This is a genomic window from Pseudomonas sp. efr-133-TYG-5, assembly GCF_030209175.1.
Classification (GTDB): Bacteria; Pseudomonadota; Gammaproteobacteria; order Pseudomonadales; family Pseudomonadaceae; genus Aquipseudomonas.
The window spans coordinates 1,220,002-1,244,092 of the sequence record NZ_JARVSM010000001.1; the positions used below are offsets into that span (position 1 = coordinate 1,220,002).

At 64.5% G+C, this 24,091-nt stretch carries 22 protein-coding genes; 9 read left to right on the forward strand and 13 right to left on the reverse strand.

Features of this window, described 5'->3' with window-relative positions:
- The first annotated feature begins 365 nt into the window (after positions 1-365).
- Positions 366-1,517 (forward strand): M14 family metallopeptidase, encoded by a 1,152-nt coding sequence (locus QRN70_RS05500; RefSeq protein ID WP_285416195.1) that lies wholly within the window; start codon positions 366-368, stop codon positions 1,515-1,517.
- Between the two features lie 135 nt (positions 1,518-1,652).
- The gene (locus tag QRN70_RS05505) at positions 1,653-2,852 is read left to right on the forward strand and encodes an MFS transporter (RefSeq protein WP_285416197.1); all 1,200 of its coding nucleotides are present in this window, start codon (positions 1,653-1,655) and stop codon (positions 2,850-2,852) included.
- On the opposite strand, the gene QRN70_RS05510 is transcribed toward QRN70_RS05505, so the two are convergent.
- On the reverse strand, positions 2,853-3,398 hold the full coding sequence (locus tag QRN70_RS05510) for a cytochrome b (RefSeq protein ID WP_285416198.1): 546 nt from the start codon (positions 3,396-3,398) through the stop codon (positions 2,853-2,855).
- On the reverse strand, positions 3,395-4,489 hold the full coding sequence (locus QRN70_RS05515) for a catalase family peroxidase (RefSeq protein WP_285416199.1): 1,095 nt from the start codon (positions 4,487-4,489) through the stop codon (positions 3,395-3,397). Before QRN70_RS05515 ends, QRN70_RS05510 begins: the two co-directional genes overlap by 4 nt.
- A 157-nt stretch (positions 4,490-4,646) precedes the next feature.
- On the opposite strand from QRN70_RS05515, the gene QRN70_RS05520 reads away from it, so the two are divergent.
- Positions 4,647-5,153 (forward strand): sigma-70 family RNA polymerase sigma factor, encoded by a 507-nt coding sequence (locus QRN70_RS05520; protein WP_285416200.1) that lies wholly within the window; start codon positions 4,647-4,649, stop codon positions 5,151-5,153.
- Positions 5,150-5,899, forward strand: coding sequence for an anti-sigma factor family protein (locus tag QRN70_RS05525; protein WP_285416201.1), 750 nt, complete (start codon positions 5,150-5,152; stop codon positions 5,897-5,899). The genes QRN70_RS05520 and QRN70_RS05525 overlap by 4 nt, the downstream gene beginning before the upstream one ends.
- A 50-nt stretch (positions 5,900-5,949) precedes the next feature.
- On the opposite strand, the gene QRN70_RS05530 is transcribed toward QRN70_RS05525, so the two are convergent.
- From QRN70_RS05530 to QRN70_RS05560, 7 genes are all read right to left on the reverse strand, one after another.
- A complete protein-coding gene (locus QRN70_RS05530; protein WP_285416202.1) occupies positions 5,950-6,921 on the reverse strand; it encodes a Csu type fimbrial protein in 972 nt (323 codons plus the stop codon).
- Positions 6,918-9,275, reverse strand: coding sequence for a fimbria/pilus outer membrane usher protein (locus QRN70_RS05535; RefSeq protein ID WP_285416204.1), 2,358 nt, complete (start codon positions 9,273-9,275; stop codon positions 6,918-6,920). The genes QRN70_RS05530 and QRN70_RS05535 overlap by 4 nt, the downstream gene beginning before the upstream one ends.
- Positions 9,276-9,385: 110 nt before the next feature.
- On the reverse strand, positions 9,386-10,174 hold the full coding sequence (locus tag QRN70_RS05540) for a fimbrial biogenesis chaperone (protein ID WP_285416205.1): 789 nt from the start codon (positions 10,172-10,174) through the stop codon (positions 9,386-9,388).
- 34 nt (positions 10,175-10,208) lie between these two features.
- Positions 10,209-10,709, reverse strand: coding sequence for a Csu type fimbrial protein (locus QRN70_RS05545; protein ID WP_285416207.1), 501 nt, complete (start codon positions 10,707-10,709; stop codon positions 10,209-10,211).
- A gap of 4 nt (positions 10,710-10,713) precedes the next feature.
- Positions 10,714-11,250 carry a Csu type fimbrial protein gene (locus QRN70_RS05550; RefSeq protein WP_285416208.1) on the reverse strand — a complete coding sequence of 179 codons (537 nt, stop codon included), beginning with the start codon at positions 11,248-11,250 and terminating at the stop codon, positions 10,714-10,716.
- A 19-nt stretch (positions 11,251-11,269) separates the two neighbouring features.
- Positions 11,270-11,803, reverse strand: a complete 534-nt coding sequence (locus tag QRN70_RS05555) for a Csu type fimbrial protein (protein ID WP_285416209.1) — start codon at positions 11,801-11,803, stop codon at positions 11,270-11,272.
- A gap of 91 nt (positions 11,804-11,894) precedes the next feature.
- Positions 11,895-12,416 carry a Csu type fimbrial protein gene (locus QRN70_RS05560; RefSeq protein WP_285416211.1) on the reverse strand — a complete coding sequence of 174 codons (522 nt, stop codon included), beginning with the start codon at positions 12,414-12,416 and terminating at the stop codon, positions 11,895-11,897.
- Between the two features lie 275 nt (positions 12,417-12,691).
- Between QRN70_RS05560 and zapE the strand changes: the two genes are divergently transcribed.
- Together zapE and QRN70_RS05570 are read left to right on the forward strand one after the other, a co-directional pair.
- The gene (gene zapE / locus QRN70_RS05565) at positions 12,692-13,822 is read left to right on the forward strand and encodes a cell division protein ZapE (RefSeq protein WP_285416213.1); all 1,131 of its coding nucleotides are present in this window, start codon (positions 12,692-12,694) and stop codon (positions 13,820-13,822) included.
- Positions 13,823-13,921: 99 nt separating this feature from the next.
- Positions 13,922-15,235, forward strand: coding sequence for a protein kinase (locus QRN70_RS05570; RefSeq protein WP_285416215.1), 1,314 nt, complete (start codon positions 13,922-13,924; stop codon positions 15,233-15,235).
- A 61-nt stretch (positions 15,236-15,296) separates the two neighbouring features.
- Here QRN70_RS05570 and QRN70_RS05575 read toward each other — a convergent pair whose 3' ends face one another.
- The gene (locus tag QRN70_RS05575) at positions 15,297-16,001 is read right to left on the reverse strand and encodes a YebC/PmpR family DNA-binding transcriptional regulator (protein WP_285416216.1); all 705 of its coding nucleotides are present in this window, start codon (positions 15,999-16,001) and stop codon (positions 15,297-15,299) included.
- Positions 16,002-16,221: 220 nt separating this feature from the next.
- Between QRN70_RS05575 and QRN70_RS05580 the strand changes: the two genes are divergently transcribed.
- Positions 16,222-17,619 carry a type VI secretion system Vgr family protein gene (locus tag QRN70_RS05580; RefSeq protein ID WP_285416217.1) on the forward strand — a complete coding sequence of 466 codons (1,398 nt, stop codon included), beginning with the start codon at positions 16,222-16,224 and terminating at the stop codon, positions 17,617-17,619.
- 6 nt (positions 17,620-17,625) lie between these two features.
- Here QRN70_RS05580 and QRN70_RS05585 read toward each other — a convergent pair whose 3' ends face one another.
- Together QRN70_RS05585 and QRN70_RS05590 are read right to left on the reverse strand one after the other, a co-directional pair.
- Positions 17,626-19,017, reverse strand: coding sequence for an FAD-dependent oxidoreductase (locus QRN70_RS05585; RefSeq protein ID WP_285416219.1), 1,392 nt, complete (start codon positions 19,015-19,017; stop codon positions 17,626-17,628).
- A 71-nt stretch (positions 19,018-19,088) separates the two neighbouring features.
- A complete protein-coding gene (locus tag QRN70_RS05590; protein WP_285416220.1) occupies positions 19,089-20,414 on the reverse strand; it encodes an MFS transporter in 1,326 nt (441 codons plus the stop codon).
- 269 nt (positions 20,415-20,683) lie between these two features.
- Between QRN70_RS05590 and QRN70_RS05595 the strand changes: the two genes are divergently transcribed.
- On the forward strand, positions 20,684-21,556 hold the full coding sequence (locus QRN70_RS05595) for a LysR family transcriptional regulator (RefSeq protein WP_285416221.1): 873 nt from the start codon (positions 20,684-20,686) through the stop codon (positions 21,554-21,556).
- 385 nt (positions 21,557-21,941) lie between these two features.
- On the opposite strand, the gene QRN70_RS05600 is transcribed toward QRN70_RS05595, so the two are convergent.
- Complete coding sequence (locus QRN70_RS05600; protein ID WP_285416223.1) at positions 21,942-22,802, reverse strand: LysR substrate-binding domain-containing protein; 861 nt, start codon at positions 22,800-22,802, stop codon at positions 21,942-21,944.
- 113 nt (positions 22,803-22,915) lie between these two features.
- Between QRN70_RS05600 and QRN70_RS05605 the strand changes: the two genes are divergently transcribed.
- Positions 22,916-24,025, forward strand: a complete 1,110-nt coding sequence (locus QRN70_RS05605) for a 2-aminoethylphosphonate--pyruvate transaminase (protein ID WP_285416224.1) — start codon at positions 22,916-22,918, stop codon at positions 24,023-24,025.
- Positions 24,026-24,091: the final 66 nt, after the last annotated feature.

A 24,091-nucleotide genomic window follows, 5' to 3' on the forward strand; every position in this document is an offset into this window, starting at 1 on the left:
GGACCAGAGACCTTAGGTCGGTCTTCTGGACTATCTCCTCATCAGGCTAATCACGGTTTTTGACCCGGCTTTTTGCCGGGTCTTTTTTTTGCCAGTTTTCTGGCTTGAGTCTTCAGGCTAATGAAGTCTTTGGGTGCTGCAAATTCGATGGCGCGGATAATATCAAAAGACTATCGAATGGCAAGCAGAGCCCGCCGACATTGGGGCAAACTAATGGCAATTAGCACTTGAGAATCAATCGCACAGTCTCTAAGCTGCCTGCGCGTCATGGAGGACGCCCCCCGCCACACCCGGCAATTTCCCTCGGTTTCAGCGCAGTCTTGCGTGTACAGTAGCGCCATAAAAATCATATTCAGGAACCGATTATGACCGTGGCCAAATCCTCGTTCGACATCAGCGCCAACTTCGACAGCGGCAACATCCAAGTCATCGATATCAGCAATCCGCTCAGCCCGGTTCTGGCCATCCGCCCGGACACCCGCAGCGCGCATTTCCAGTGGTTTCACTTCAAGGCCAGCGGCCTGCATGTCGGCCAGGAACACTGGTTTCGCCTGAACAACGCCAGCCAGTCTTCCTACAACAAGGCCTGGACCGGTTACCAGGCGGTCGCCTCCTACGATCACGTCAACTGGTTCCGTATTCCGACCATTTTCGAAGGCGATTGCCTGCGCTTCTGCCTCGAAGCCACGCAGACCCACGCCTGGTTCGCCTACTTCGAACCCTACAGCCGCGGTCGCCACGACTGGCTGATCGAACAGGCACTGACCAAGGCCGGCACCGAGCTGCTGGCCACCGGCAAAAGCGTCGAGGGTCGCGATATCCAGCTGCTGCGCAAGGGCAGCGGCGCCGAAGGTCGACGCAAGATCTGGATCATCGCCCAGCAGCACCCCGGCGAGCACATGGCCGAGTGGTTCATGGAGGGCGTGATCGAACGCCTGGAGCGCCAGGACGACCCGGTTCTCAACCAGCTGTTGGCCAGCGCCGACCTGTACCTGGTGCCGAACATGAACCCCGACGGCGCCTTCCACGGGCACCTGCGCACCAACGCCATGGGCCAGGACCTGAACCGCGCCTGGCAGAACGCCAGCCAGGAACTCAGCCCGGAGGTATTGTTCGTCCAGCAGCAGATGGAAACGTACGGCGTCGACCTGTTCATCGACGTCCACGGCGACGAAGAAATCCCCCACGTGTTCACTGCCGGTTGCGAAGGCAATCCGCGCTATACGCCGCGTCTGGAGCAACTCGAAGAACGCTTCCGCAACCACCTGAAACGCACCACCAAGGATTTCCAGACCAAATACGGCTACACCCGCGACGAACCGGGTCAGGCCAACATGACGCTGGCCTGCAACAGCGTCGGGCAGAAATACGATTGCCTGGCGCTGACCCTGGAGATGCCGTTCAAGGACCATGACGATGCGCCGAACCCGCTCACGGGCTGGTCGGGCAAACGCTCGAAACAACTGGGCAAGGACGTGCTGACCACGATCGCCGACATGGTCGACAGCCTGCGCTGATTCTCTGGCGCCCCGCTTTCAAAAAAAGATCGCAGCCTGGCTGCGATCTTTTTTTATGGGATCAGGTTGCAAATTAAAACCAGATTACCTACCGTGAATTCAGTTTCAAGTTGAAACCACAAAAGGAATGGATCCATGCAACCTCAAACCCTCGGCAGTGGCGTGGTGCTGCTGTTTGCGATCGCCTGCGGCCTGGCAGTGGGCAACGTGTATTACGCACAACCGCTGCTCGACGCCATGGCCGCCAGCTTCGCCATGGCGCCAGCGACCATCGGCATCGTCATCACCCTGACCCAGATCGGCTACGGCATCGGCCTGGTGTTGCTGGTGCCGCTGGGCGACTTGCTCAACCGCCGACGCCTGATCGTCACGCAAACGCTGTTGTCGGCACTGGCGCTGCTGATGATCGGCCTGGCCAGCAACAGCGCCTGGTTGCTGCTAGGCATGAGCCTCACTGGTCTGCTGGCCGTCGTCACCCAGGTGCTGGTGGCCTACGCCGCGACGCTCGCCGTGCCCGCAGTCCGTGGCCGAGTGGTGGGGGTGATTACCAGCGGCATCGTCGTCGGTATTCTGTTGGCGCGTACCGTCGCCGGCGGCATGGCCGACTTGGCCGGCTGGCGCTCGATCTATCTGTTGTCCGCCGGATTGACCCTGGTGATGGCGCTGCTGTTGCTGCGCGTGCTGCCCAAGGACGAAACCGCGCAAGCGACCACTCCCTACGCACAACTGATCGCCTCGGTGTTCAGCCTGTTCAAGGAAGAACCCGTGCTGCGCCAGCGCGCCATCCTCGCCCTGCTGACGTTCGCCAGCGCGATGGTGCTGTGGACGCCGATGGTGCTGCCACTCGCCGCCCCGCCGCTGTCGTTGTCGCACAGTGAAATCGGTCTGTTCGGCCTCGCCGGTGCCGCCGGCGCGCTGGCTGCCGCGCGGGCCGGCCATCTGGCGGATCGCGGATACGGTCAGTGGGTCAGCGGTCTGTCGCTGCTGCTGATGCTCGCTTCGTGGCTGCCGATCGCCCTCACCCAGTCGTCGCTGTGGGCGCTGCTGCTCGGGGTGATTACCCTGGACCTGGGCTTGCAGGCAGTGCACGTCACCAGCCAGAGCATGATCTACAGCGTCCGCCCGCAGGCGCAGAGCCGCCTGACCGCCGGCTACATGCTGTTCTATTCGCTGGGCAGCGCCCTCGGGTCGATCGGTTCGACGGCGATGTACGCCTGGGCCGGCTGGCTCGGCGTGTGCCTGCTGGGTGCCGCGATCAATAGCCTGGCGCTGGGCTACTGGTGGTTGACGGTAAAACGTGGCGCACCGTCGCGATGCGCCACGCCAGCGAGCTAACTAGCCGCGATCGCGGCCGCGCAACATGCTGTCGAGCACCTCGTCACGACGCACCCAGCCGTGGAATAGCGCTGCCGCCAGGTGCAGCAGCACCGTCAGGAACAGCAGGTAGGCGAGATAGCCATGGGCCTTGCGCAGCAGTGCGAACACCTGCGCATCCGCCGGCACAATCGACGGCAGTTGCAAGGAATGGCTGAGCATCACCGGATCGCCCGCCGCACTGATCATCGCCCAGCCCAACAAGGGCAGAACCAGCATCAGCGCGTACAGCAACACATGCGAAGCCTTGGCCGCCATCACCTGCCAGCCCGGCAGATCCTCCGGCAACGGCGGTTGGCGGGTGGAGAACCGCACCACCAGGCGCACCACCACCAGCAACAGAATCGCAATGCCCAGCGGCTTGTGCAGATTGAGCAGCCACTCATGCCGTGCCGAAACCGAGGTGACCATACCGGCACCGATAAACAGCATGGCGATGATCATCAGCGCCATCAGCCAGTGCAGCAGCCGCGCCAGCGGATTGAAATGGGTCGGTTGCGTGCTCATGGGCGAGCCTCCTGTCGGGTGGTCGGCAACTGGCTGACTTCGCTGGTGCGACGCAGGTAGGAATCGGCATACCCGGCGGAACGGGCGGCGAGCAACGGGTCGTCGGAACCCTGAATGCCGGCCGGCAGCACCAGCGGGTCGTAGTTGATGTCGCGGCACTCACCACTGAGTTGCGGCTGGGTTTTCTCCAGCACCAGGGTGCCGGCATTCAGCACCTTGCGCCCGGCGGGCCAGGCTTTGCTGGCATCGTTGACCGGGTCATCGGCGCTGGCCAGGGTGATGTTCAACTGAAAGCGCAGCGGTGCGGCGGCGAGGCGCTGCACCAGATCCTTTTCAAGAAAGTCAGCGCCCTCCGGTGCGCTGGCACCCGCAGCGTCCTGGGCCAGCGGGGCCATGCTCCAGCGCACGGCCTGCTTCTTGCCGCTGGCGTCGACCAGATAGAACGCGTTGACGCTGTTGTAGGTTTCCGTCGCATAACTGGCGGACGGCTTGGCGGTTTTCACCCAGGTCAGAAACGGCACGGTTTCCGGGTGCGCGGCAAAAAACGCCGGGACTTTGGCCGGATCCGGCTTGCCGGTGGCAGGGTCGGGCGACTGCGCCTGCTGCAACTGATAGAACGCCTCAGGCGTGCCGACCGGGAACACCGGCATGCTGTTCATCCCGGTGCGCCACTGCTGGCCGTTGGCCTGGGTGAAACGCAGCGCCAGGCTGCGGATCGGCACGGCGCTGTCCGGCGCATACGGGTTGCCCGCCGGCAGCGCAAAACGGCCGACCACCGGGGTGCGCGGTTCATTGAACACTTGCGCGGCGGAATACACCCGCGCCTCGCCACTGCTCTCGAAATGCCCGATCACGCACACGCCCTTGGCGTGGTTGCGACGAAACCCGGGATGCACGCCGTTGTTCTTTTCCAGCACGTCGACCAGCGCTTTGGGGGTCAGGCGCTGTGGGTCAAGGTTGCCATGAACGTAGGCAAAAGCTCCGGCGACGGCGGCGACCACGACGGCAATGCCGCCCAGACGCAACACCAGGCTCGCGGCACTCAATGGCGGGCGCTGCGGCCCGCCGGGGGGTGAGGTGCGATCAACCATGAACGACTCCAGGGCCATCGGCCACAAGTAGGAAGAATCAGCAAGACGCGCGTCGCGAGGATTTATTCCACGGGCCGGTATTTATTTTTCCGAACGTGGAATAACCTCGAACGCCGGGCGTCTTCCTAGTCCACAGCGTAGTGACTAGCAGAACTTCATGAGCGAAATCGACGAACAACTGCGTGAAATCATTCCCAGACTGCGCCGCTTCGCGCTGTCGCTGACGCGCAACGGCAGCAGCGCCGACGATCTGGTGCAGGCCAGCCTGGAGCGGGCCTTGTCGAGCTGGGCCGCCAGGCGCGCCGAGGGTGACCTGCGCGCCTGGCTGTTCGCGATCCTCTATCGGCAGTTCCTCGACGCCAATCGGCGTTCGCGACGTTACGCGCGAATGCTCGAATTCTTCACCGGCCGCGACGACGCCGAACCCTCGGTGGAGCGCACGGTCATCGCCCAGTCGACCCTGCAAGCCTTCGACCGCCTGCCCACCGAGCAGCGCGCCCTGCTGCTGATGGTTTCGGTGGAAGGCCTGAGCTACAAGGACGTCGCGCAAATCCTCGAGGTGCCCACCGGCACCGTCATGTCGCGCCTGTCCCGCGCTCGTCAGGCGCTGCGCCAGCTCAGCGACGGCGAAATCAGCAGCCCTTCCCTGCGGAGACTCAAATGATCAGCCTGCCTCCCAGCGAGCGTGACCTGCACGCTTACGTCGACCACCAGCTCAGCGAGGCCGACCGACGCCTGCTCGACACCTGGCTGGCCAGTCATCCGGACACCGCTGTGCAAGTGCGCGCCTGGCAACACGACGCGCAACAACTGCGCGCGGCGCTTGGCGGTGCGCTGCAACAACCGGTCAATGCCGATCTCGATCCGGCCATGATTCGCCGACGCCTCAAGCGCCAGTCACGGCGGCACCTGGCCAGCGCCGCCGTCTTGCTCGTGGCGGTCGGCGTCGGTGGCTTCAGTGGCTGGCAAGCCCGCGAGATGACCCTGGTGCACGCGCCCGCGCCCATGACCGACGCCTTGCAGGCCTATCGCCTGATCGCCCAGCAAGGCCTGCTGCCGGCGGACTACACGGCCAGCGATGGCGGCCTGCAGCAATGGCTGGACCGCTACTTCAGCCGCGCCAGCCGCCTGCCGGATCTGAGCGCAGCCGGGTTTCAACCGGTCAGTGCACGCCTGCTCAGCACCGATGAGGGCGCGGCGGCGATGGTCATGTACGAGGATCGCGGCGGCCACAAGATCAGCTTCTATGTGCGCCCGCCGGGACCGAAAAACACCTTCCTGCCGCGCGGCAGTCGCAACGACGGTGACCTGCAGGCCGATTACTGGTCGGGGGGCGGCTACAACTACGCGCTGGTCAGCCCCGCTGGCTCACCGGCGGCACAACAGCTCAAACAGTCTCTGCCATTCTGAAACCCGCGGCGTCGGCTGCCTGCCCTGGGAAATTCGCCCTGCCGGCGCGCTCAGAAACCCACGTCGAGCACCACATTGTCCAGGTAGGTGCCGGCCGGCGGGGTGGCTTGGTCGGTGTAGATCTTCGCGTTGTAGTTGAAGATCTGGCTGCCGGTACCCAAGCCGTTGCCCGGATTGACTTCGGCGTCGGTGCTCGCCCGGCGCGCGGCGCCGACACTGCCCCAACGCGTGGTCCCGGCGCTTTTGAAGATGTCGTAGGCCAGGTAATTGCCAGCGGCAACCATGCGCCGCCGGCCGCCGGCACTCACCGGGTTCTGCCCGTCGCCCAGGCCCACGGTGTAGGCGCTGCCCTTGGTGCAGGCAAGGTTGATGGTCTGCCCCGTTACCGGGGTGAAGGCGCTGACCACCGGAGCGCTACCGAAGGCGATATTCGGCGCGGTGATGGTGCAGTCGTTGGCCACGGTCAGATTGATCGTCAGGGTGGTGGTGCCGTTGTTGACGTCACGGCCCAGGCAAAGTCCGCCGACGCCGATCCCCGAGCAGTAGTTCCAGTTCCAGAAGATGCTCAGGGTTTCGCTGTACACCCCCGCCGCGACGTTGCTGCCAATCGTGGTGGCGAAATACAGCGGCACGGTTTTCGGCACCGTACCGCCGAGCAGCCCCAGCGCATCGATGATGCCGTTGCGGGCGAAATCGTAGGCACTGCCGCGAGTCAGCGGATAACTGGTGCTGTTATTGGCGTAAACGGTGTAGCCGATGACATCGCCGGTCGGCCCGACCAGGCCGCTCTGCGTCGAGGTGACGGTGGCGTAGAAGTGATCGCTGCTGCTGAGCAGGGTCAGCAGTGATCCGGTGCAACTCAAGCCACCGTTGAGCGTAGAGCTGGGCTGCGAGGTGGTACGCACGGCAATCGAACTGATCGAACCGAACGCCGCCGGCGTGGTGCTGACCACCGAACACAACGCCTGCGCCGCTCCCGGCACCAGCAGCGCCAGCCACAGGCAGAGCCGCGCGCGGTTCATTGACACACCAACGGCCCGATCAGCGGCACCTGATCCTGCTGCATATCGACGTTGAACTGCGCCTGGCAGGTCTTGCCATCGGCGAGCGTGACCCGCAGCGAGTTCTGCGCCTGGAGGTTTTCCAGATAGACCAGACCGTCCCAGCCGACCACCGTGTGGGTGCCGCTCTGCTCGTGCAGCACGCCACTGCCCAGCGCCAATTCATGCTGTTGCGCGTCCACCAGCACAATGCTCGCGGCGACCACCCGGCTCAGCGCAAACTCCAGCAGGTAGCCACTGCCGCGGCGCACGGCGACGCGCTGCTCGACGTTCGGACTGCGCACGTTGGCCGGCAGGTTCAGCGGATCGATTTCGTATTTGCCGCGGTAGTAGGCGCTGCTCCATGGCACCAGCAAGTGGCCGTTGCGATCGGTCTGGCCGACCTGCTGGTTTTCGTAGCGCACTGGAATATCGGCGTAGCCATCGGTGCTGACCACGACAAAGGCGTCGTCGATGCGATTGGCGGCGAACACCTGCTGGTCCATCCACACCAGCGAGCCACTGGCATCGGCCCAGCGGGTTTCGGCCGCGGAAGTGCCGTAGACCCCGGCCTGCAGTTGCACCGATTGCAGGCGCCAGGTCAGGTCGGCCTGGCGATAATCGGCGCCGTCGCCCTTGGCGTAGCCCAGATTGAATCCCACCCCGCCCTCGGACGGTACCGCGCGGCTGTAGTTGAGCCGTTGCTGCGACTGGCCGTTCTTGCTGCGTTCGCTGCTGATCGCGAGGCTTCCGCGCAGATCGAACGGGATCACCAGTTGCGCCTGCAGCGCCCAGTTGCTGTCACCGATTTCGCGGTTGGCCGACAGGTAGAAACTGCTGTTGCGCCACAGCGGTTTACTCCAGCTCAGGTTGACCAGGCGGGTGCGCGTATCGTCGGCGGCGCGAATGTCGAAATAGCCGGCACCGAGGCTGCCCCAGCGCTCGAGGTTGAGGCTCAGCGTTGCCTGCTCGCTGCGGCGGCTGAGGTTCATGTACGGACTGTCGACCACGCTCAGGTCGGCATACTGGTCGCGGCGTTGCAGGCGTTGGTAGGAAAAGCTGTAGCGCTGGCTGTTGTATTGGTAACCGAGGCTCAGTTGCTGGCCCGCGTCGCCGGCGAAACGGCTCTGGCTGACTGCGCTGTTGAGCACGCCGAAATTGCCCAGGCGCAGATTGCCGCCGAGGCCGCCCAGGGTCAGCGAATCGGCCGCTTCAGCGTGACCTTCGAGGGTGAAGCTGTCGCTGACACCGTAGCGCGCACTGCCCGAGCTGACCCCCGGGCCGTAACTGAAATCCTTCAGGCCGTAGTCGCGGCGCAAGGTCCCGGCGGCGATCGAGAAATCGCTCAGGCCTTTTTGCAGCAGGTTGCTGGTGACGTAGAACGGCACGGTGGTCGACACCTGCCGCCCCAGCGCATCGGTGGTCACCACCACCGCCTCGCCGGCACCGTTGATGAAGGGAATATTGGTCAGGGTGTACGGCCCCGGCTGCAGATCGGCGCTGCTGGACTTGTAACCGTTGATGAACAGATCCACCGACGACGGCACCGCCGCTTCCCCGGCGAACTGCGGCAGCGGGTAGGTGACCAGATCCGGGCGTACGGCGAAGTCGCGGGAAAACTGTACGCCACCCAGGCGCACCGAACTGCTCCAGGGCAAGGCGCCGCTGATCACGTCACCGGCCTCGTAGGTGAGCATTCGCTCATCGTCGGAGTAACGCCAGGTGGTGTCGTAACGCAGGTAACCGTTGTCCAGGCTGCTGACCGCGTCCCCCGACAGCGTGCGCCGATACTGCCCGGTGTTGGACAAGGTGCCCCAGCTGTCGAATACCCGGACTTCGTTCCACGCCGCCAGGTAGGTGCCGGCGTCATCGGTGTCGTTCAGGTACAGGTCGTAGTTGAACAGCGCGCCGAAACTGCTCAGCGCCGGCGCGCGCGGATACACCTGGCGATTGCCGATGAACTGCGCCGGCAGCCACTGCACCGGCACATCGAGCAGCAGCCGTTGGCCGACACTGTCGTAGTCGCTGTGCAGTCCCGGCAGATTGTCGAGGTCGACTTCGGTGCCGACCGTCTCGGGCAGCATCATGCCGGTGTCGCGCAGGACGCTGGCCGGCAGAAACAGGCGCCCACCCCGCTGCTCCACCGCCACCACCCGCCCGGTATTCATCTGATTGACCACCAGCTCGAGAAACAACTGTGCATCGCTCACGGCCTCCATGCCGCTGGGGGGCGGCGGCAGTTCGCCGGCCCCGGATGGATGATTGAACATCAGGCAACACGCGCCGGTCATGAGCCACAACGGACGCTGAATACGGCGAGCCCATCCCGAGCTCATTAGCGCTGTACGTCCGTCAATGGACTCAATCCTCCTGATACCTCTTCAGCCGCTGCCGCCCTTGTGCAGAGTGGCGAGACCGTTGGCCCGCGTGGCGAATCGCCGGCCTGTCAGCGTGCCGGGGTGATGCTCTGCACCTGCGCGGTGCCGTTGATCCGGCCCTGCAACACCGGATCCGCGGCCAGTGGCCCGGGGGCCGGCCAGCGCATGACCGCGCCCGGCAGGACGTAGCCGAGCAGGCCTTCGGCCAGCGGTTTGTTCTGCCCGCCCTGTTTTACCGCGACATCGGTCAGGCGGGCGTGCACCGCGCCCTGATTGCGCACCTCCACATAGGGCCGACCGTCCACGGTCACCGTGCGCCAGCTCAGTTGCGGCACGCCGATGCCCTTGGGATCGCGTGGGCGCGTGGCGTCTTCCTTGCTCCACAACCCCGCGCCATAGGCGAACAGCGGCACCGAGTAACGCATCTGGAAGCGGATGGCGGCCGCGGTCTTGCCGTTCTCCGCGCTGGGCACCTCGGCCGAAGGGATTTCGTCGATGATGATCCGATAGGCCAGTTCCTGTCCCGGCGGCACTGCCTTGGTCCGGGTCAGGCGGACCAGTTGTTTCTGCCCCGGCTCGATCTTCGCCACCGGCGGGCTGCCGATGACGTCGCGCTGGTTCTGGTACTGCTCCTGGAAACCGTTCTGGCTCCAGCCGAACACGCGGATCTGCAGGTTGGCGGTTTCGTTGCCGCGATTCTCCAGCCACAACGCACTGGCCTGCTGGTCGGCTTCCAGCACCGGGTCAATCGGCCAGATCAGCACCGAACTGGCGGCCTGCGCCCCGACAGCCGCCCCCATGAGCAACGCCAGCAGGATGCCGCGCCGCAGCGCTTGCCCTGTCGTGAATGACCCCATAAACCTGCTCCTTGTCGGCAATTCAAACCTCGCATCACCACGACAGCTGCACCTGCAACACATCGCTGTAAGTTCCCCCAGGCTGATTGCCCGGCAACTGCACCTGGCCGTAGATCGGCAGGCTGATGTTATTGGCATCGCTGTAGGCCACCGCTACGCTCTGGCCGATGCCCAGGCTCTGGCTGTAGGCCGCATCGCGAAACAGCGCATAAGCCACCCGCGCACTGCCGCTGTTGAGCTGCATGTGCCGCCCGCTGCTGTTGTACTGGCCGCCATCGACGCTCATGTTCAGCGTCACCCCCGGCGTGCATTGCAACTGCACGCCACCGGTGAGCGCGACCTGCACCGTACCGGTGGCCAGGGCCGAGCGTGAGCCGAAGTTCAACCCGCCGTAATTCGACGCACCGCCCACCACCAGGCAACCCGGGGTGATCGTGGCGCTGACCTGGAAGCTCTGGCTGGTCACTGCCGCCAGCGGCAGCGGTACACTCCCGGCGCAGAGCATCAGCAGTGCCGCACAACCCTGCCGGCCCATGGCGCTAGAACGTCAGTTCGACGGAAATGGTGTCGGTGTAGGTCCCCGCCGGCAGTCCGGCCTTGCCCACCGCCTGGCCGTAGATATTCACGGTCTGCGCCACCCCGGTACTGGCGGCGAGGCTGATGACCCCGTCGATCGCCAGCAGCTGCGAGTGGCCGGCATCGGTGTAGAGGTCGTACGGCACATAGTTGGCGACGCCGTCGTACAGCGCGCGGGTACCGCCCGGCGACTTGCCGTCGTTGGCCCCGGCGCGCACCTTGACCGTCGGCGTGGTGCCGCTGGAGCAGAGAATCGACAGCGCGCCGCCGCCCCCGCCCAACACCTGCCCGGTCGCCGTGGTGAACAGACTGTTGGCGGTGCCGAAATTCAACGCACCGAAGTTCAGGCCGCTGGAGCCACCGGCGCCATTGACCTGGCAACTGCTGATCAGGGTCAGGCTGGAGGTGATCTGGCCGGTGACCGTGGTGGCGGCATTGAGGCTGGAGGCCAATGTCAGGCCCAGCAGCGACAAACCGATCCTTGATGCAATCTTGCGCATGGTGTCCTTCCTCTACGGTTTACCAATCGAGCGTCACCGTCAGGGTGTCGGTATAGACACCGGCCGGTACTGCGCGGGTATTCGCCACCACCGAGCCAAATACCGGGATGGGTATCTGCGCACCGTTGCTGACAGCGAAATTGTGTTGTTGACCGATGCTGTAGCTGCGGCTGCCGGAGGCATCGAGAAACAGTTGATAGGGGATGGTCTGACGCCCGTTGCTCAGGCGCCGGGTAGTGCCGTCGCCATGGGTGCCGCCATCGATGGTCACGGTGAAACCGGTCACCGAAGGGTTGCACGCCACATTGAGTTTGCCGCTGGCTGCGGAGTCGAGACTGGCCTTGATCGGCGCGTTCCAGGTCGGGCCCTGCTGGCCGAAATCCAGCTTGCCGAGATCGCCCACCGGGCTCGCAGGGCTGGAGGAATTGGTCACTTCGCAGCCCGCCATCAGCGTCAGCCGCGCATTGATCTGCCCGCTGACCGCCGCTTGCGCGTCTTCAGTGAGCAACAGCAGCGTGCCCGTGGCGATCAGCAGCCAGTGCTTGCCTGTCATTGCCGTCCTACTCCTTCAGGATCACTCCAGCCATTGCGCTCAGTGCTGAGCGCCCTTCCCTGCGCAAGCCGTATCCGGCGGCTTGCAATCGTCACCAGGTGACCGTCACCTTGACCAGATCCGAGTAGCGGCTGACCCGCGGCACCTCGGCCAGCCGTTCGATCCGCGCGTACAGCGGCAACTCGACCGTGCCGCTGTCCGGCACCCGGCCGCTGACCGGCACATCCACCACCAGCGGCAGCCGCCGCGCGGCGTCCTGGTACAAGCGGTACGGAATCGGCTTGCTCCCCACTGCGCCGGCCATGTAGCGCACTTCGCCGACACCACCGTGCAGGCCACCGTCGACCCGCATCTGATACGGCGTGTCCGGGTTACACTCCAGGCGCGGCAGACGCTGGTTGGTCAGCGCCGCGCCGAGTGACCCGGCGGGATCGTCGAGACGCGCGGTGCTGCCGAAATCGAGCACACCGAGCTGTTCGATACCGGCCTCGCGCTGTTGGCCGATCAACTGGCAACCGCGTTGCACATCGACCCGCACTTCGACCTGCAAATCCGCCGCGTAGGCTGGCGCAACCAGCACCCCCAGCAGACCCAAGACCGCTCTCCCATTCACTTTCGCATTCCCTGGCGGTGGCGTTACTGTGTTTCAGGTTAGCAACGGTCGAAGAATCCGCCAGTCGATTGGATCCAGGTTTCTGCCGGGATATGTTTCGAAAGATTGGCCAGAACAGCGTCTATATCGCCGAAAAAAGCTATACACGCCGCACAACAGCGTGCAGCCACGGCCCTGCCGTCGACGAACCGCGGTGGAAGGCAAACTATCCGTCTGGTTAAACTACGCCGTCGCGCTCGGGGGAGCCGGCCAGACCACCACGGAGAAACCCGACAGTGCCCGCTCGACCGCCCAAACGTTCGCTGGCGACCCAACGCTGGGCCGTGTTGCGCCGCCTGTTCGGCAAAGGTACGCCGGCCCGTGCGGGGCATTGTGCCCATGCCCAGACTATTCGCGATTACTTCCGACACAAGGCGCACGCCCAGGGCTACACCCTCAGCCACAGCCAGCAGCGGGTGATCGACAGCATGGCCCAGCAGGCCAGCCTGTTGCTCGGCGCAAGCCGCCAGACCCCGCCGAGCCTGTACCTGTACGGCGCCGTCGGGCGCGGCAAGAGCTGGCTGCTCGACGGTTTTTTCCAGGCCCTGCCGATCGAGCAGAAGCGCCGCCTGCACTTCCATCAGTTCTTCGCCCAATTGCATCAGGGCATGTTCAGCCATCGTCATCTCGACGATGCGCTGGGCGCGACCCTGGACGCCCTGCTCGAAGATTGCCGGGTGCTGTGTTTCGATGAATTCCATGTGCATGACATCGGCGATGCCATGCTCATCACCCGTTTGTTCAAGGCCTTGTTCAAGCGCGGCATCCTGCTGCTGGTGACGTCCAACTACGCCCCCGAGGGCCTGTTGCCCAACCCGCTGTATCACGCCAGGTTCAAACCGGTGATCGACCTGATCAACGCACGCATGCAGGTCATGGAAGTCGGCGGCCCCCACGATTACCGCAGTCAGGCGCGCAACCACGCGCATCAACTGTTTACCCAGGGCCACTACGTGTGGCCGGCAACGCCTGCACAGCGCCAGCGCCTGAACCTGCCGCCGCAGGATGCCCCGCCGCTGGCACTGCCGGTCGGCACCCGCCACTTCCAGGCCCGCCTGTGCGCGGAGCGGCGGGTCGGCTTCACTTTCAGCGACCTGTGCGAGCAACCCTCGGCAGTGATGGACTATCTGGAGCTGTGCCGGCGCTTCGACCAGTGGATCATCGACGACCTGCCGGAACTGGGCACATGCTCGATTGCCGCGCAACAGCGCTTCATCAACCTGATTGACGTGCTCTACGACCAGGACAAGCACCTGACCCTGCTCGGTCGCCTGCCGCTGCGCGAAAGCCTCGGCGGCGACGCCATCGACCTGGCGCGCACACGCAGCCGGCTCGGGCAATTGCAGGAAGTCCACGACGCGCCGTGAGGTTGCGAGCGGCAGCGCTGCGCTGATCGCCCGCCTGCCGCTATCATGTCGGCCATTTGCGCCGCCGCGCGCCCTTCTTCCGTCACAGCGAGCCTGTCCATGCACACCCTTGCTCAATTGCGCTCCGGCGAGTTGTCCGGCATCACTCGCCTGGATCTGTCCTGCGGCCTGACCGAGTTTCCCGCGGAGATTTTCGCGCTGGCCGACACCCTGGAGATCCTCAACCTCAGTGGCAATGCCCTGAGCAGCCTGCCCGATGACCTGCACCGGCTGACCCGCCTGCGGGTGCTGTTCTGCTCCGACAACCGTTTCACCGAGCTGCCGCGATGCCTGGGGCAGTGCCAGGCGTTGAGCATGATCGGCTTCAAGTCCAATGGCATCACCCGCGTGCCCGGCGCGGCCCTGCCGCCGCTGCTGCGCTGGCTGATCCTCACCGACAACGCCATTGAAAGCCTGCCCACGGAACTCGGCGAACGGCCGCTGCTGCAGAAACTCATGCTGGCCGGCAATCGCCTGCAAGCGCTGCCGCCGTCGTTGCACAACTGCCATCGCCTGGAGCTGATTCGCATCGCCGCCAACCGCCTGAGCGCACTGCCGCAATGGCTGCTGAGCCTGCCGAGCCTGACCTGGCTGGCCTACGCCGGCAATCCGCTGGAAACCGAGGCCGACGCCGCTGCACTGGAGGCCACGCCTTTCATCGACTGGGCGTCATTGCAGCTGGAGCAGCGGCTGGGCGAAGGCGCCTCCGGAGTGATTTCGCGGGCGCAATGGCACCGCGCCGGTCAACCGGCGGTGGCTGTGGCGGTCAAGCTGTACAAGGGCGAAATGACCAGCGATGGCTCGCCGCTGCATGAAATGAATGCCTGTATCACCGCCGGACTGCATCCGAACCTGATCCGCGTCGAAGGCCGGATCGGCAATCATCCGCACGGCCAGCAAGGGCTGGTGATGCAACTGATCGACCCGAGCTATCGCAATCTGGCCGCGCTGCCGAGCCTGGCGTCATGCTCGCGGGATGTGTACGCCGAGGATTGCCGCTTCAGTGCCGACGTCGCGTTGCGCATCGCCCGCGGCATTGCCTCGGTGGCCGAACACCTGCATCAGCACGGCATCACCCATGGCGATCTGTACGGCCACAACATTCTCTTGAACGATCAGGGCGAGTGCCTGCTGGGTGACTTCGGTGCGGCGTCGTTCCATGCCACCACGGACAACACGGAAACCCGCGCACTGCAACGCATCGAAGTGCGGGCGTTCGGGATTTTGCTGGGGGAATTGCTGGAGCGCATCGACGCGGGGCTGAGCGATCAGCAGCGCGAGGCCCTGGAGCAGCTGCAACAGCGTTGCTGCCAGGCGCAGGTGCTGGCGCGGCCGAGCTTCGGTGAGGTGTTGCAACAGCTGCAGGAGCTGTAGCGGCGGCGCGCTCGGTGGCAAGGACGCCTGCGCCCTCGCCACCGATCAGTTCAGCGGCAGATCAGCCGGCCAGACCGACGAACATGTCCTGCACGTCGTCATGGTTGTCGAGGCCTTCGAGGAACGCTTCGACTTCCGCCATCTGCTCGGCGCTCAGGCCGCTGACCGGGTTCTTCGGCTGGTAGCCGAGCTTGGCCGACAGCACGGTGAAGCCTTGCTCGGGCAGGGCTTTCTGCACGGCGTCGAGGTCGGTCGGATCGGTCAGGAACAGGGTCGCACCCTCTTCACCCGCTTCGAAATCCTGGGCACCGGCTTCGATCGCGGCCATTTCCGGATCGGCGTCCGGGGTGTCCGGCGACGCTTCGATCATGCCGACGTGGTTGAAGTCCCAGGCCACCGAACCGGAGGCGCCCAGTTGACCCTTGCGGAAGGCCACGCGGATTTCCGCGACGGTGCGGTTGATGTTGTCGGTGACGCACTCGACGATCAGCGGAACCTGGTGCGGGGCGAAACCTTCGTAGGTCACGCGGTGGTACTGCACGGTCTCACCGAGCAGGCCGGCGCCTTTCTTGATGGCGCGATCCAGGGTTTCCTTGGGCATCGAGGCTTTCTTGGCCTGTTCGACCACCAGACGCAGGTGTGCGTTGGTGGCGGTATCGGCACCGTTGCGTGCAGCAATGGTGATTTCCTTCACCAGTTTGCCGAAGATCTTCCCCTTGGCGTTGGCTGCCGCTTCTTTGTGTTTAACCTTCCACTGTGCGCCCATTACTCACTCTCTTGATCTGTGGCGCCGAGACATCTATTGGCCGACGCATGGGCGCCAAGTTTATACGGCCTAAACCCGGCAATCGACCAAAAAATCCGTCGCCGAATCGACATATTCACCAAAGCTTGTAGGGTGATTCTGAAAAGTCGCTTTGACATGACCATTGCCCAGCGCGTTTTCGTACCCTCTGTCGCCCGTATTGCCTGACAGAGCCTGTTCGATGCTCAACGACAAGGAAAGTCCGTTTACCCTGACCCTGACCGCGGGCGGTTTATGCCTGCCGGTCCTGCGTTTCAGCGGCCAGGAGGCGCTCAATCAGCCGTTCCGTTTCGACATTGAAGTGCTGGGTCTCGCGCCCGCCCTGGCACCGACGACGTTGCTGCATCAGAGCGCCTGTTTGCGCCTGGATGACGAACACGTGATTCACGGCATCATCCACAGCGCCAGTTGCGAGCACCGCGCCAGCCATCGCCTGAGTTATCGCCTGCTACTGGTGCCGGCGCTGCAGGTCCTCGACGCTGCTCCGCGGCGCCGGGTGCTGGTGCACCGCAGCGTGGCGCAGATCCTCGAGCAACTGCTGGACGAACATCACCTGCCGGCCGACAGCTATCAGCTCAACCTCAGCCCCGGCCATTACCCGCCGCGCGATTTCTGCATCCAGTACGAGGAAAGCGACCTGGCGTTGTTGCAGCGCCTGTGCGAGGAAGAAGGCATCCACTACCACTTCGAGCATCGCAGCGACGGCCATGTCGTGGTGTTCGCCGATGACAATATGCGCCTGCCGCAAGAGCCGCGGTTGCTGGCCTTCGACCCCCTGCAGGAAGGCCACGCCCCCGCTGTCAGTAGCCTGTTCCAGCGCCATGACGCCGCTTTGCCACTGACGCTGCCGGGCATTCGCAATCGCGGCCAGCCGGCCGCCGATCCATTGGCGGCCAATCACCCCCTGGCCCACCCTGCCGATACCGCGCGGCGGCTGTCCTGCGCACAGCGCCACGCCGAACGCCGCAGTCGCCGCCAGTTGGAGCGGCAGCGCTGCCAGTACCGTTTTGTCCAGGGCCGCAGCGACTGTCCGGGACTGCGCTGCGCGAGCTTGCTGCATGTAACGGAGCACCCGGTAGCGTCTTTCAACGAGCCATGGCTGATTACCGAGTTGCGCCACCAGGGCCAGCAATCGTCGATCCTCGAGCCAACGCCGGTCAGCCATCGGTATCACAACGAGTTCACCGCCCTGCCCTGGTCGACCGAGTTTCGCCCGGCGCTGCAACAGCCGCGGCCGAACATCCCCGGCTATCACCTGGCGCGCGTGCTCGGCCCACCCGGACAACCGGCGCAGCTCGACGATCAGGGCCGTATCGCCGTGCAGTTGTGGCCGCAGCTGACGGCGGGCGACGACGCCCCTGTGTACCTGCCGATTGCCGCCACCAGCGCCGACGGGCGCCTCAGCCCATCGGCGCTGCCGCGCGCCGGCAGTGACGTGTGGGTGAGTTTTCTCGACAGCGACCCGGACCGTCCCATCGTATGCCTGGGCACCGGCCACGATCCGGCGCCGCGCAGCAACCACGCAACGCCGGACAACAGCCTGTTGCTCGACTGGTTGCGCAGCCCCGGCCGACGCTGAGCGCGCTCAGGCTTTGTCGGCCTTGCCCGCCGCCGCCGCGAATTTGGCCAGGCGCACGTCCAGTGGCCGAGGCCGGCGCCCGTGGTCTTCGGCGCGTTCCTTGCGGCGAATGGCATTGCGCACCAGCAACGAGCCGAGATAGCGCATCGGCTCGGGCGGGAAATACCCCAGCGGGCCGTTGACCAGGGGTGAACGGGTCCACGGGTTGTCGAGCCCCTGCACCAGTGACGCCAGAATCTGTCCGCCCATGTGACACGGGCCGACGCCGCTGCCGGAGTAGCCGAAGCCGTAGAACACGTTGCCGCTGGCACTCATCTGGCCGAAAAACGGCAGGCCGGTGACCGAACGATCCGACGGGCCGTTCCACGTTGCGTCGACCTTGACGTCGGCGAACGCCGGAAAGAAATCCGCCAGGCTGCGCTTGAGCAACCCGGCATACGGTGACGGCTGATCGAACACTGGCAGCATGCGCCCACCGTAGGCGAAGGTGTTGCCGCCCTTGCCGAGCATGATCCGGCCGTCCGCGGTGTTGTGGTAGTAGTGCACGAAGATCCGAGAATCGAGCACGGTCACACCACTGGTCAGACCGATGGCCTGCAACAGATCGGGGCGCGGCTCGGTGATCAGCATGTCGCTGGAAACGATCGCCACGCTGCGTTCGAACTGCGGGAACGCCCGGGCCATCCAGGCGTTCATCGCCAGCACCACGCGGTCGGCGACCACACAGCCCGCAGCGGTGTGAATGCGCGCCGGGCGGCCTTCCTCAAGGCCGGTCATCGCCGTGTTTTCATGGATGGTCACCCCCAGTTGCAGCGCCACCCGACGCAAACCGCGCACCAGTTTGCCCGGTTGCACGCTGGCGGCGGCCGGGGAAAACCAGCCTTCCAGGTGCCTGGTGGAACCGGCCATGCGCTGCACGTCGGCGAGCGGCCGTTGCGTGAACGAGTTGATGCCGTGCCGCTCCAGCGCGGCGATCACCGCGTCGGTCGAGCCGACCTGGGCGCGGTTGGTCGCGGTGTACAAGGTGCCGTCGAGGCGGTAGTCGGCGTCCACGCCGTACTGTTCGCAGAACGCGCCGATGGCGTGGATGCTGCGTTCCGATTCCTTGACCAGGCGCACCGCCTCCGCCACGCCGAACAAACGTTCCAGAGTGAAATACTTGGCCGACCACGACAGCGCGCAACCGCCGTTGCGGCCACTGGCGCCGGCACCGCAGATGTCGGCCTCGACCAGGCGCACATCGAGTTGCGGGTTCTGCTGCTTGAGCATGATCGCCGTCCACAGCCCGGTGTAGCCACCGCCGACGATACACACGTCGGCGCGTACTTCGCCGTGCAGCGTCGGACAGGGTTCGCACGCGTCGGCCAGCAAGGCCTGCTCGAGCCAGAAAGGTCTCATGGGATTCTCCCGTCAGTTGCCCACGACACAGCCTGCCGCGAACGCCGCAGCAGGCCGCGAGGCAAGGTTGTTCAGTTACGCAGGGGTTTGATCGTCAGGGCGTGATTGGGCACTGCGGCACGGAGCTCCATGACCCCGACCGGGCGACTGTTCCAGTGGGGAATCAGCACCAGCGCCGAGAACATTGCGCACCCGGCGAAGACGATGAACACCGTCACCGAGTCGAAATAGCCCGGCAGCAGACCACCGAGCACCGCACCGACCGAACCGCAGCCGTTGACGAAGCCGGCCGCAGTGGCGCCGGCCTTGGCCTTGCCGAAGTCGATCGCCGCCGCGCCGCTGATCATCGAATCCGGGCCGTACAGGGTCAGGCCCATGACAAACAGCAGCGCCACCACCAGCGCCACACTGCCGGTATGCAAGGCACCCATGAACAGCGCCAGGGTCACGGTCAGCGCCAGCAGACTCAGCACGCAGGCAGGCATGCGGCGCGCGCCGAACAGTTTGTCCGAGGCCATGCCGATCATGATCGGCCCGAGCAGCCCGGCCAGTTCGAACGACGTGGGAATGATCGCCGCGCCCACCTTGCCGACGGTGGGCATCTGCTCGAAAACGATCACCGGGCCCCACAACAGAATCGCGTAGCGCGCCGGTTTCAACAGGAAGTAAGCCAGACCGAGCACCAGCACTGTGCGGTTGCGCAGGATTTCCTTCAACGGCTCCCACACGCTGAGCTGGCTGTTGGCTGCGGTTTCCTCGGCGCTCAGCTGCGGTTCCGCTTCCACCGCCGGCAGGCCGACGTCTTCCGGCTTGTTGCGCTGGAAGATAAAGAACAGCAACGCCACCACCGCGACCACCGCCGCGCTGGAAATGAATGCAGCGTGCCAGCTGCCGATCAGCGTATACGCCCACCAACCGGCAAATGGCGACGCCACCAGACCGCCGAATGCATAACAGGAACTCCACAAACCGAGCACCCGCCCACGCTGCTGGGCGGGGAAGAAGCTGCCGAGGTTCTTGCACAACCCCGACCAGCCGGTGGACTGCGCCAGGCCCTGGACCAGCATGCAGGTGGCGAAGATCGGCAGCGTGGCGAAACTGCCCATCACCAGCGCCGCCGCGGCGGAAATCAGCAGGCCGCCGAGCACCACCACCCGCGGGCCGAAGCGGTCGGCGAGCATGCCCCAGGTGAACTGGCCGATGGCATACGCCGCCAGGTAGATCGCATCGAGGTTGGCCATGGCCATTTTGTCGAGCATGAAGGTCGGGTCTTCGGCGATGCCCAGTTTGGCCACCGAAAAAGCTTTGCGGGTGAAATAGAACGCGGCGTAAGCGAGCCAGGTGACAGCGAAGATCTGCACGCGCCAACGCGCGATGGTGCCGATGTGCTTGTTCATTGTGGTTCTGACCTCAGGGTGTGAGTGTGCCGGCAGAATCGGTAAGTAAACGCCTGTGTTTTTTATTGTTGAGCACTGCGATATCACCCCGTCCCTACGGCGATACCGGTCAGATGAGTCCTGCTGTTGCACGCACAGGCTCATCGCCAGTGTGGAGCCCCGAACGGGCGCTCAGCGCTGGCGTGAGCCGATCAAAGCAATTACTGTTTAATAAATAAAATCGATTTATCGTATTTCACACATAAGCCCAGCTTGTTACTGGAGTCAGCATGTCGGTCTCCCACTCCCAGCTCAAAGCCTTCCACGCGGTGGCCGTGCATGGAAGCTTCACCAAAGCCGCCGAGCGTCTTTATCTGACGCAACCGGCGATTTCCGACCAGGTGCGCAAACTCGAGGAGCGTTTTGGCGTGTTGCTGTTTCATCGCAACAAGCGTTCGGTACGCCTGACGGATCTCGGCGAGCGCCTGCTGGCGATCACTCAGCGCCTGTTCGTGATCGAAGCCGAGGCCCAGGAGTTGTTGCAGGAATCCCAGGCCTTGCAGACCGGCAGCCTGATCCTGGCGGTGGACGCGCCGGTACACGTGCTGCCGCAGATCGCGCGTTTCTGCGAGCGCTACCCGGGGATCAGCGTGAAGATCGAAACCGGCAACACCGATGAATCGCTGTTTCGCCTGTTCAACTACCAGGCCGATCTGGCGCTGCTCGGCCGCGATGTCAGTGATGAACGTCTGTTGTGCGTGCCGCTGCGCAACGATCCGATGGTGGCGTTCGTTTCGCGCCATCACCCGTGGGCCGAACGCGCGTCGATCTGCCTGGCCGACCTCGACGACACGCCGCTGGTGCTGCGCGAGCATGGTTCGGTGACCCGCCAGACCCTCGAGGAAGAAATGGACCGCGCCGGTCTGCGCATCCGCCCGGCGATCCAGGTCGAAGGCCGCGAAGCGGCGCGCGAGGCGGTGGTGGTGGGGATCGGCGTGGGGGTGGTGTCGGCGGCGGAATTCGGCGCGGACTCGCGGGTCTGCGCGTTGCCGATTACCGATTGCACCCGGCGCTTGACCGAGACATTGGTGTGTCTGCGTGAACAGAGTTCGCGGCGGGTGGTGGCGACGTTCCTCGAGATGGTGCGCGAAAGCCTCCTGTAGGCAGGCCTGCCCCCTTCGCGAGCAGGCTCGCTCCCACAGTTGAAAGACATTCCAATCTGAGAGCCAACCTGCACCCACAGTTGAAAGGCATTCCAATCTAGGAGCCAACCTGCACCCACAGTTGAAAGGGCATTCCAATCTAGGACTCAGCCTGCACCCACAGTTGAAAGGCATTCCAATCTAGGAGCCAACCTGCACCCACAGTTGAAAGGGTATTCCAATCTAGGACCCAGCCTGCACCCACAGTTGAAAGGCATTCTAATCGGGTACCCAGCCTGTCCCCCAAAGTTGAAGGCATGCCGATCTGGGACCCACCCTGCTCCCACAGCAGAGAGGCATTCCATGTGGGAGCGAGCCTGCTCGCGAATAGCCTTGACTCGCAGTATCAGGCCGGCGCGAGACCGAAAAACGCCTGAATCAATCGCAACTCCCGCCGCCGCTCCACGCAGCCGATCATGTGCCGGTTCACCAGCCCGTCTCCGGCAATGGGAATCGCGACGACACGGGGGTCATGGCTGACCTCCACCGACGACACCACCCCCACCCCCAACTCAGCCGCCACCGCCTCCGTCACCGCCTCGCGGCTGTCCAGTTCGAGCAATACCCGTGGACTCACCGAGGCCTGCGCACAGGCCTGATCAAACGTGCGCCGGGTAATCGAACTCGGTTCGCGCAACACCATGATCACCTGATCCAGCTCCTTGAGCCTGACCTCACCGCTGCGCGTCGCCCACGGATGCCCGGCCGGCACCAACGCGCAGATCCGCGATTGACTCAACGCTTGCAGATGCAGGCCCTTGCGCGGCTCCACCTCGGTCAGCACCGCCACGTCCGCGTGCTCCGACAACAGCGCGGCGAGGGTTTCCTGAGCATTGCCCAGACGCAGATTCACCGTGATCCCCGGATACCGTGCGCGCAGGCTGGCGAGCATCGGCATGACCATGTGCGGGCCGTCCGCCGCGACTTCCAGGCGACCGGTGAGCAACTGCCGGTTGGCTTCCAGCAGCGCCTGCGCCTCCTCGGCCAGACCGAACATCGCGCGGGTGATGGCCGCCAGTTTGGTGCCCTCTTCGGTCAGCTCGACCCGACGCGCGGTGCGCCGCAGCAAGGTGATCTGGTAGTGCTCTTCCAGCGCCTTGATGTGACCGGTGACCGCCGGCTGACTGATGAACAGCCGCGCCGCCGCGCGGGTGAAGCTGCCCTCGCGGGCCACGGCATCGAATGCGCGGAGCTGAAACAGGTTCATGAATAACCCTCACTGATGGCTGGCATAACAACAAACAATTTGATTGATGGCTCGGCGAATTGCAACTTAAGCCCCGTAGCTTCATCCCACAGCGCTTTCGCGAGGACACCCGAATGAGTACTGCCGCACCCATCCTGCTCACTCCCGGCCCGTTGACCACATCGGCCCGTACCCGCCAGGCCATGCTGGTCGACTGGGGCTCGTGGGATGACCGCTTCAACCAACTGACCGCCAGCCTCTGCGAGCAACTGTTGGCGATCCTCAACGGCGCCGCGACCCACCACTGCGTGCCTCTGCAAGGCAGCGGCACCTTTGCCGTCGAAGCCGCCATCGGCACCCTGGTGCCGCGCGACGGCAAAGTACTGGTGCTGATCAACGGCGCCTACGGCAAGCGCCTGGCGAAGATCTGCGAAGTGCTCGGCCGCGCGTTCAGCACCTTTGAAACCGCCGAAGATGAGCCGACCACGGCGGCCGATGTCGATCGGCTGCTGCGTGCCGACGGCGATATCACTCACGTCGCGCTGATCCACTGTGAAACCAGCACCGGCATTCTCAACCCGCTGGCGGACATCGCCGCCGTGGTCGAGCAACATGGCAAACGCCTGATTATCGATGCCATGAGTTCCTTCGGCGCACTGCCGGTGGATGCCCGGCAAGTGCCGTTCGATGCACTGATCGCCGCCTCCGGCAAATGCCTGGAAGGCGTGCCGGGGATGGGGTTCGTCTTCGCCCGCAAGCAATCCCTGGCCGCTGCCGCCGGCAACTCGCATTCGCTGGCCATGGACCTCTACGACCAATTCACCTACATGCAAAAGACCGGTCAGTGGCGCTTCACGCCGCCCACCCACGTAGTCGCCGCGCTGCACGAAGCCTTGCTGCAATACAACGAAGAAGGCGGCCTGCCTGCCCGCCATGCGCGCTACGCGGCCAACTGCCAGGCGCTGATGGAAGAGATGGCGAAGCTGGGGCTGCGCAGTTTCCTGCCCGCAGCGATCCAGGCACCGATCATCGCCACCTTCCATGCGCCGCAAGATCCGCGCTACCAGTTCAAGGACTTCTACGAGCGGGTCAAGGCCAAGGGCTACATCCTCTACCCCGGCAAGTTGACCCAGGTCGAAACCTTCCGGGTCGGCTGCATCGGCCACGTCACCCCGGCGCAGATGCGCGAAGCCGTTGCGGCGGTGGGTGAAGTGCTGCGCGAGATGGAAGTGTCAGCGATCTGAACAACACCACCAATCTGCTGTGGGCGCGGGCTTGCTCGCGAAGGCGGAGTGTCAGCCGCCATCAAT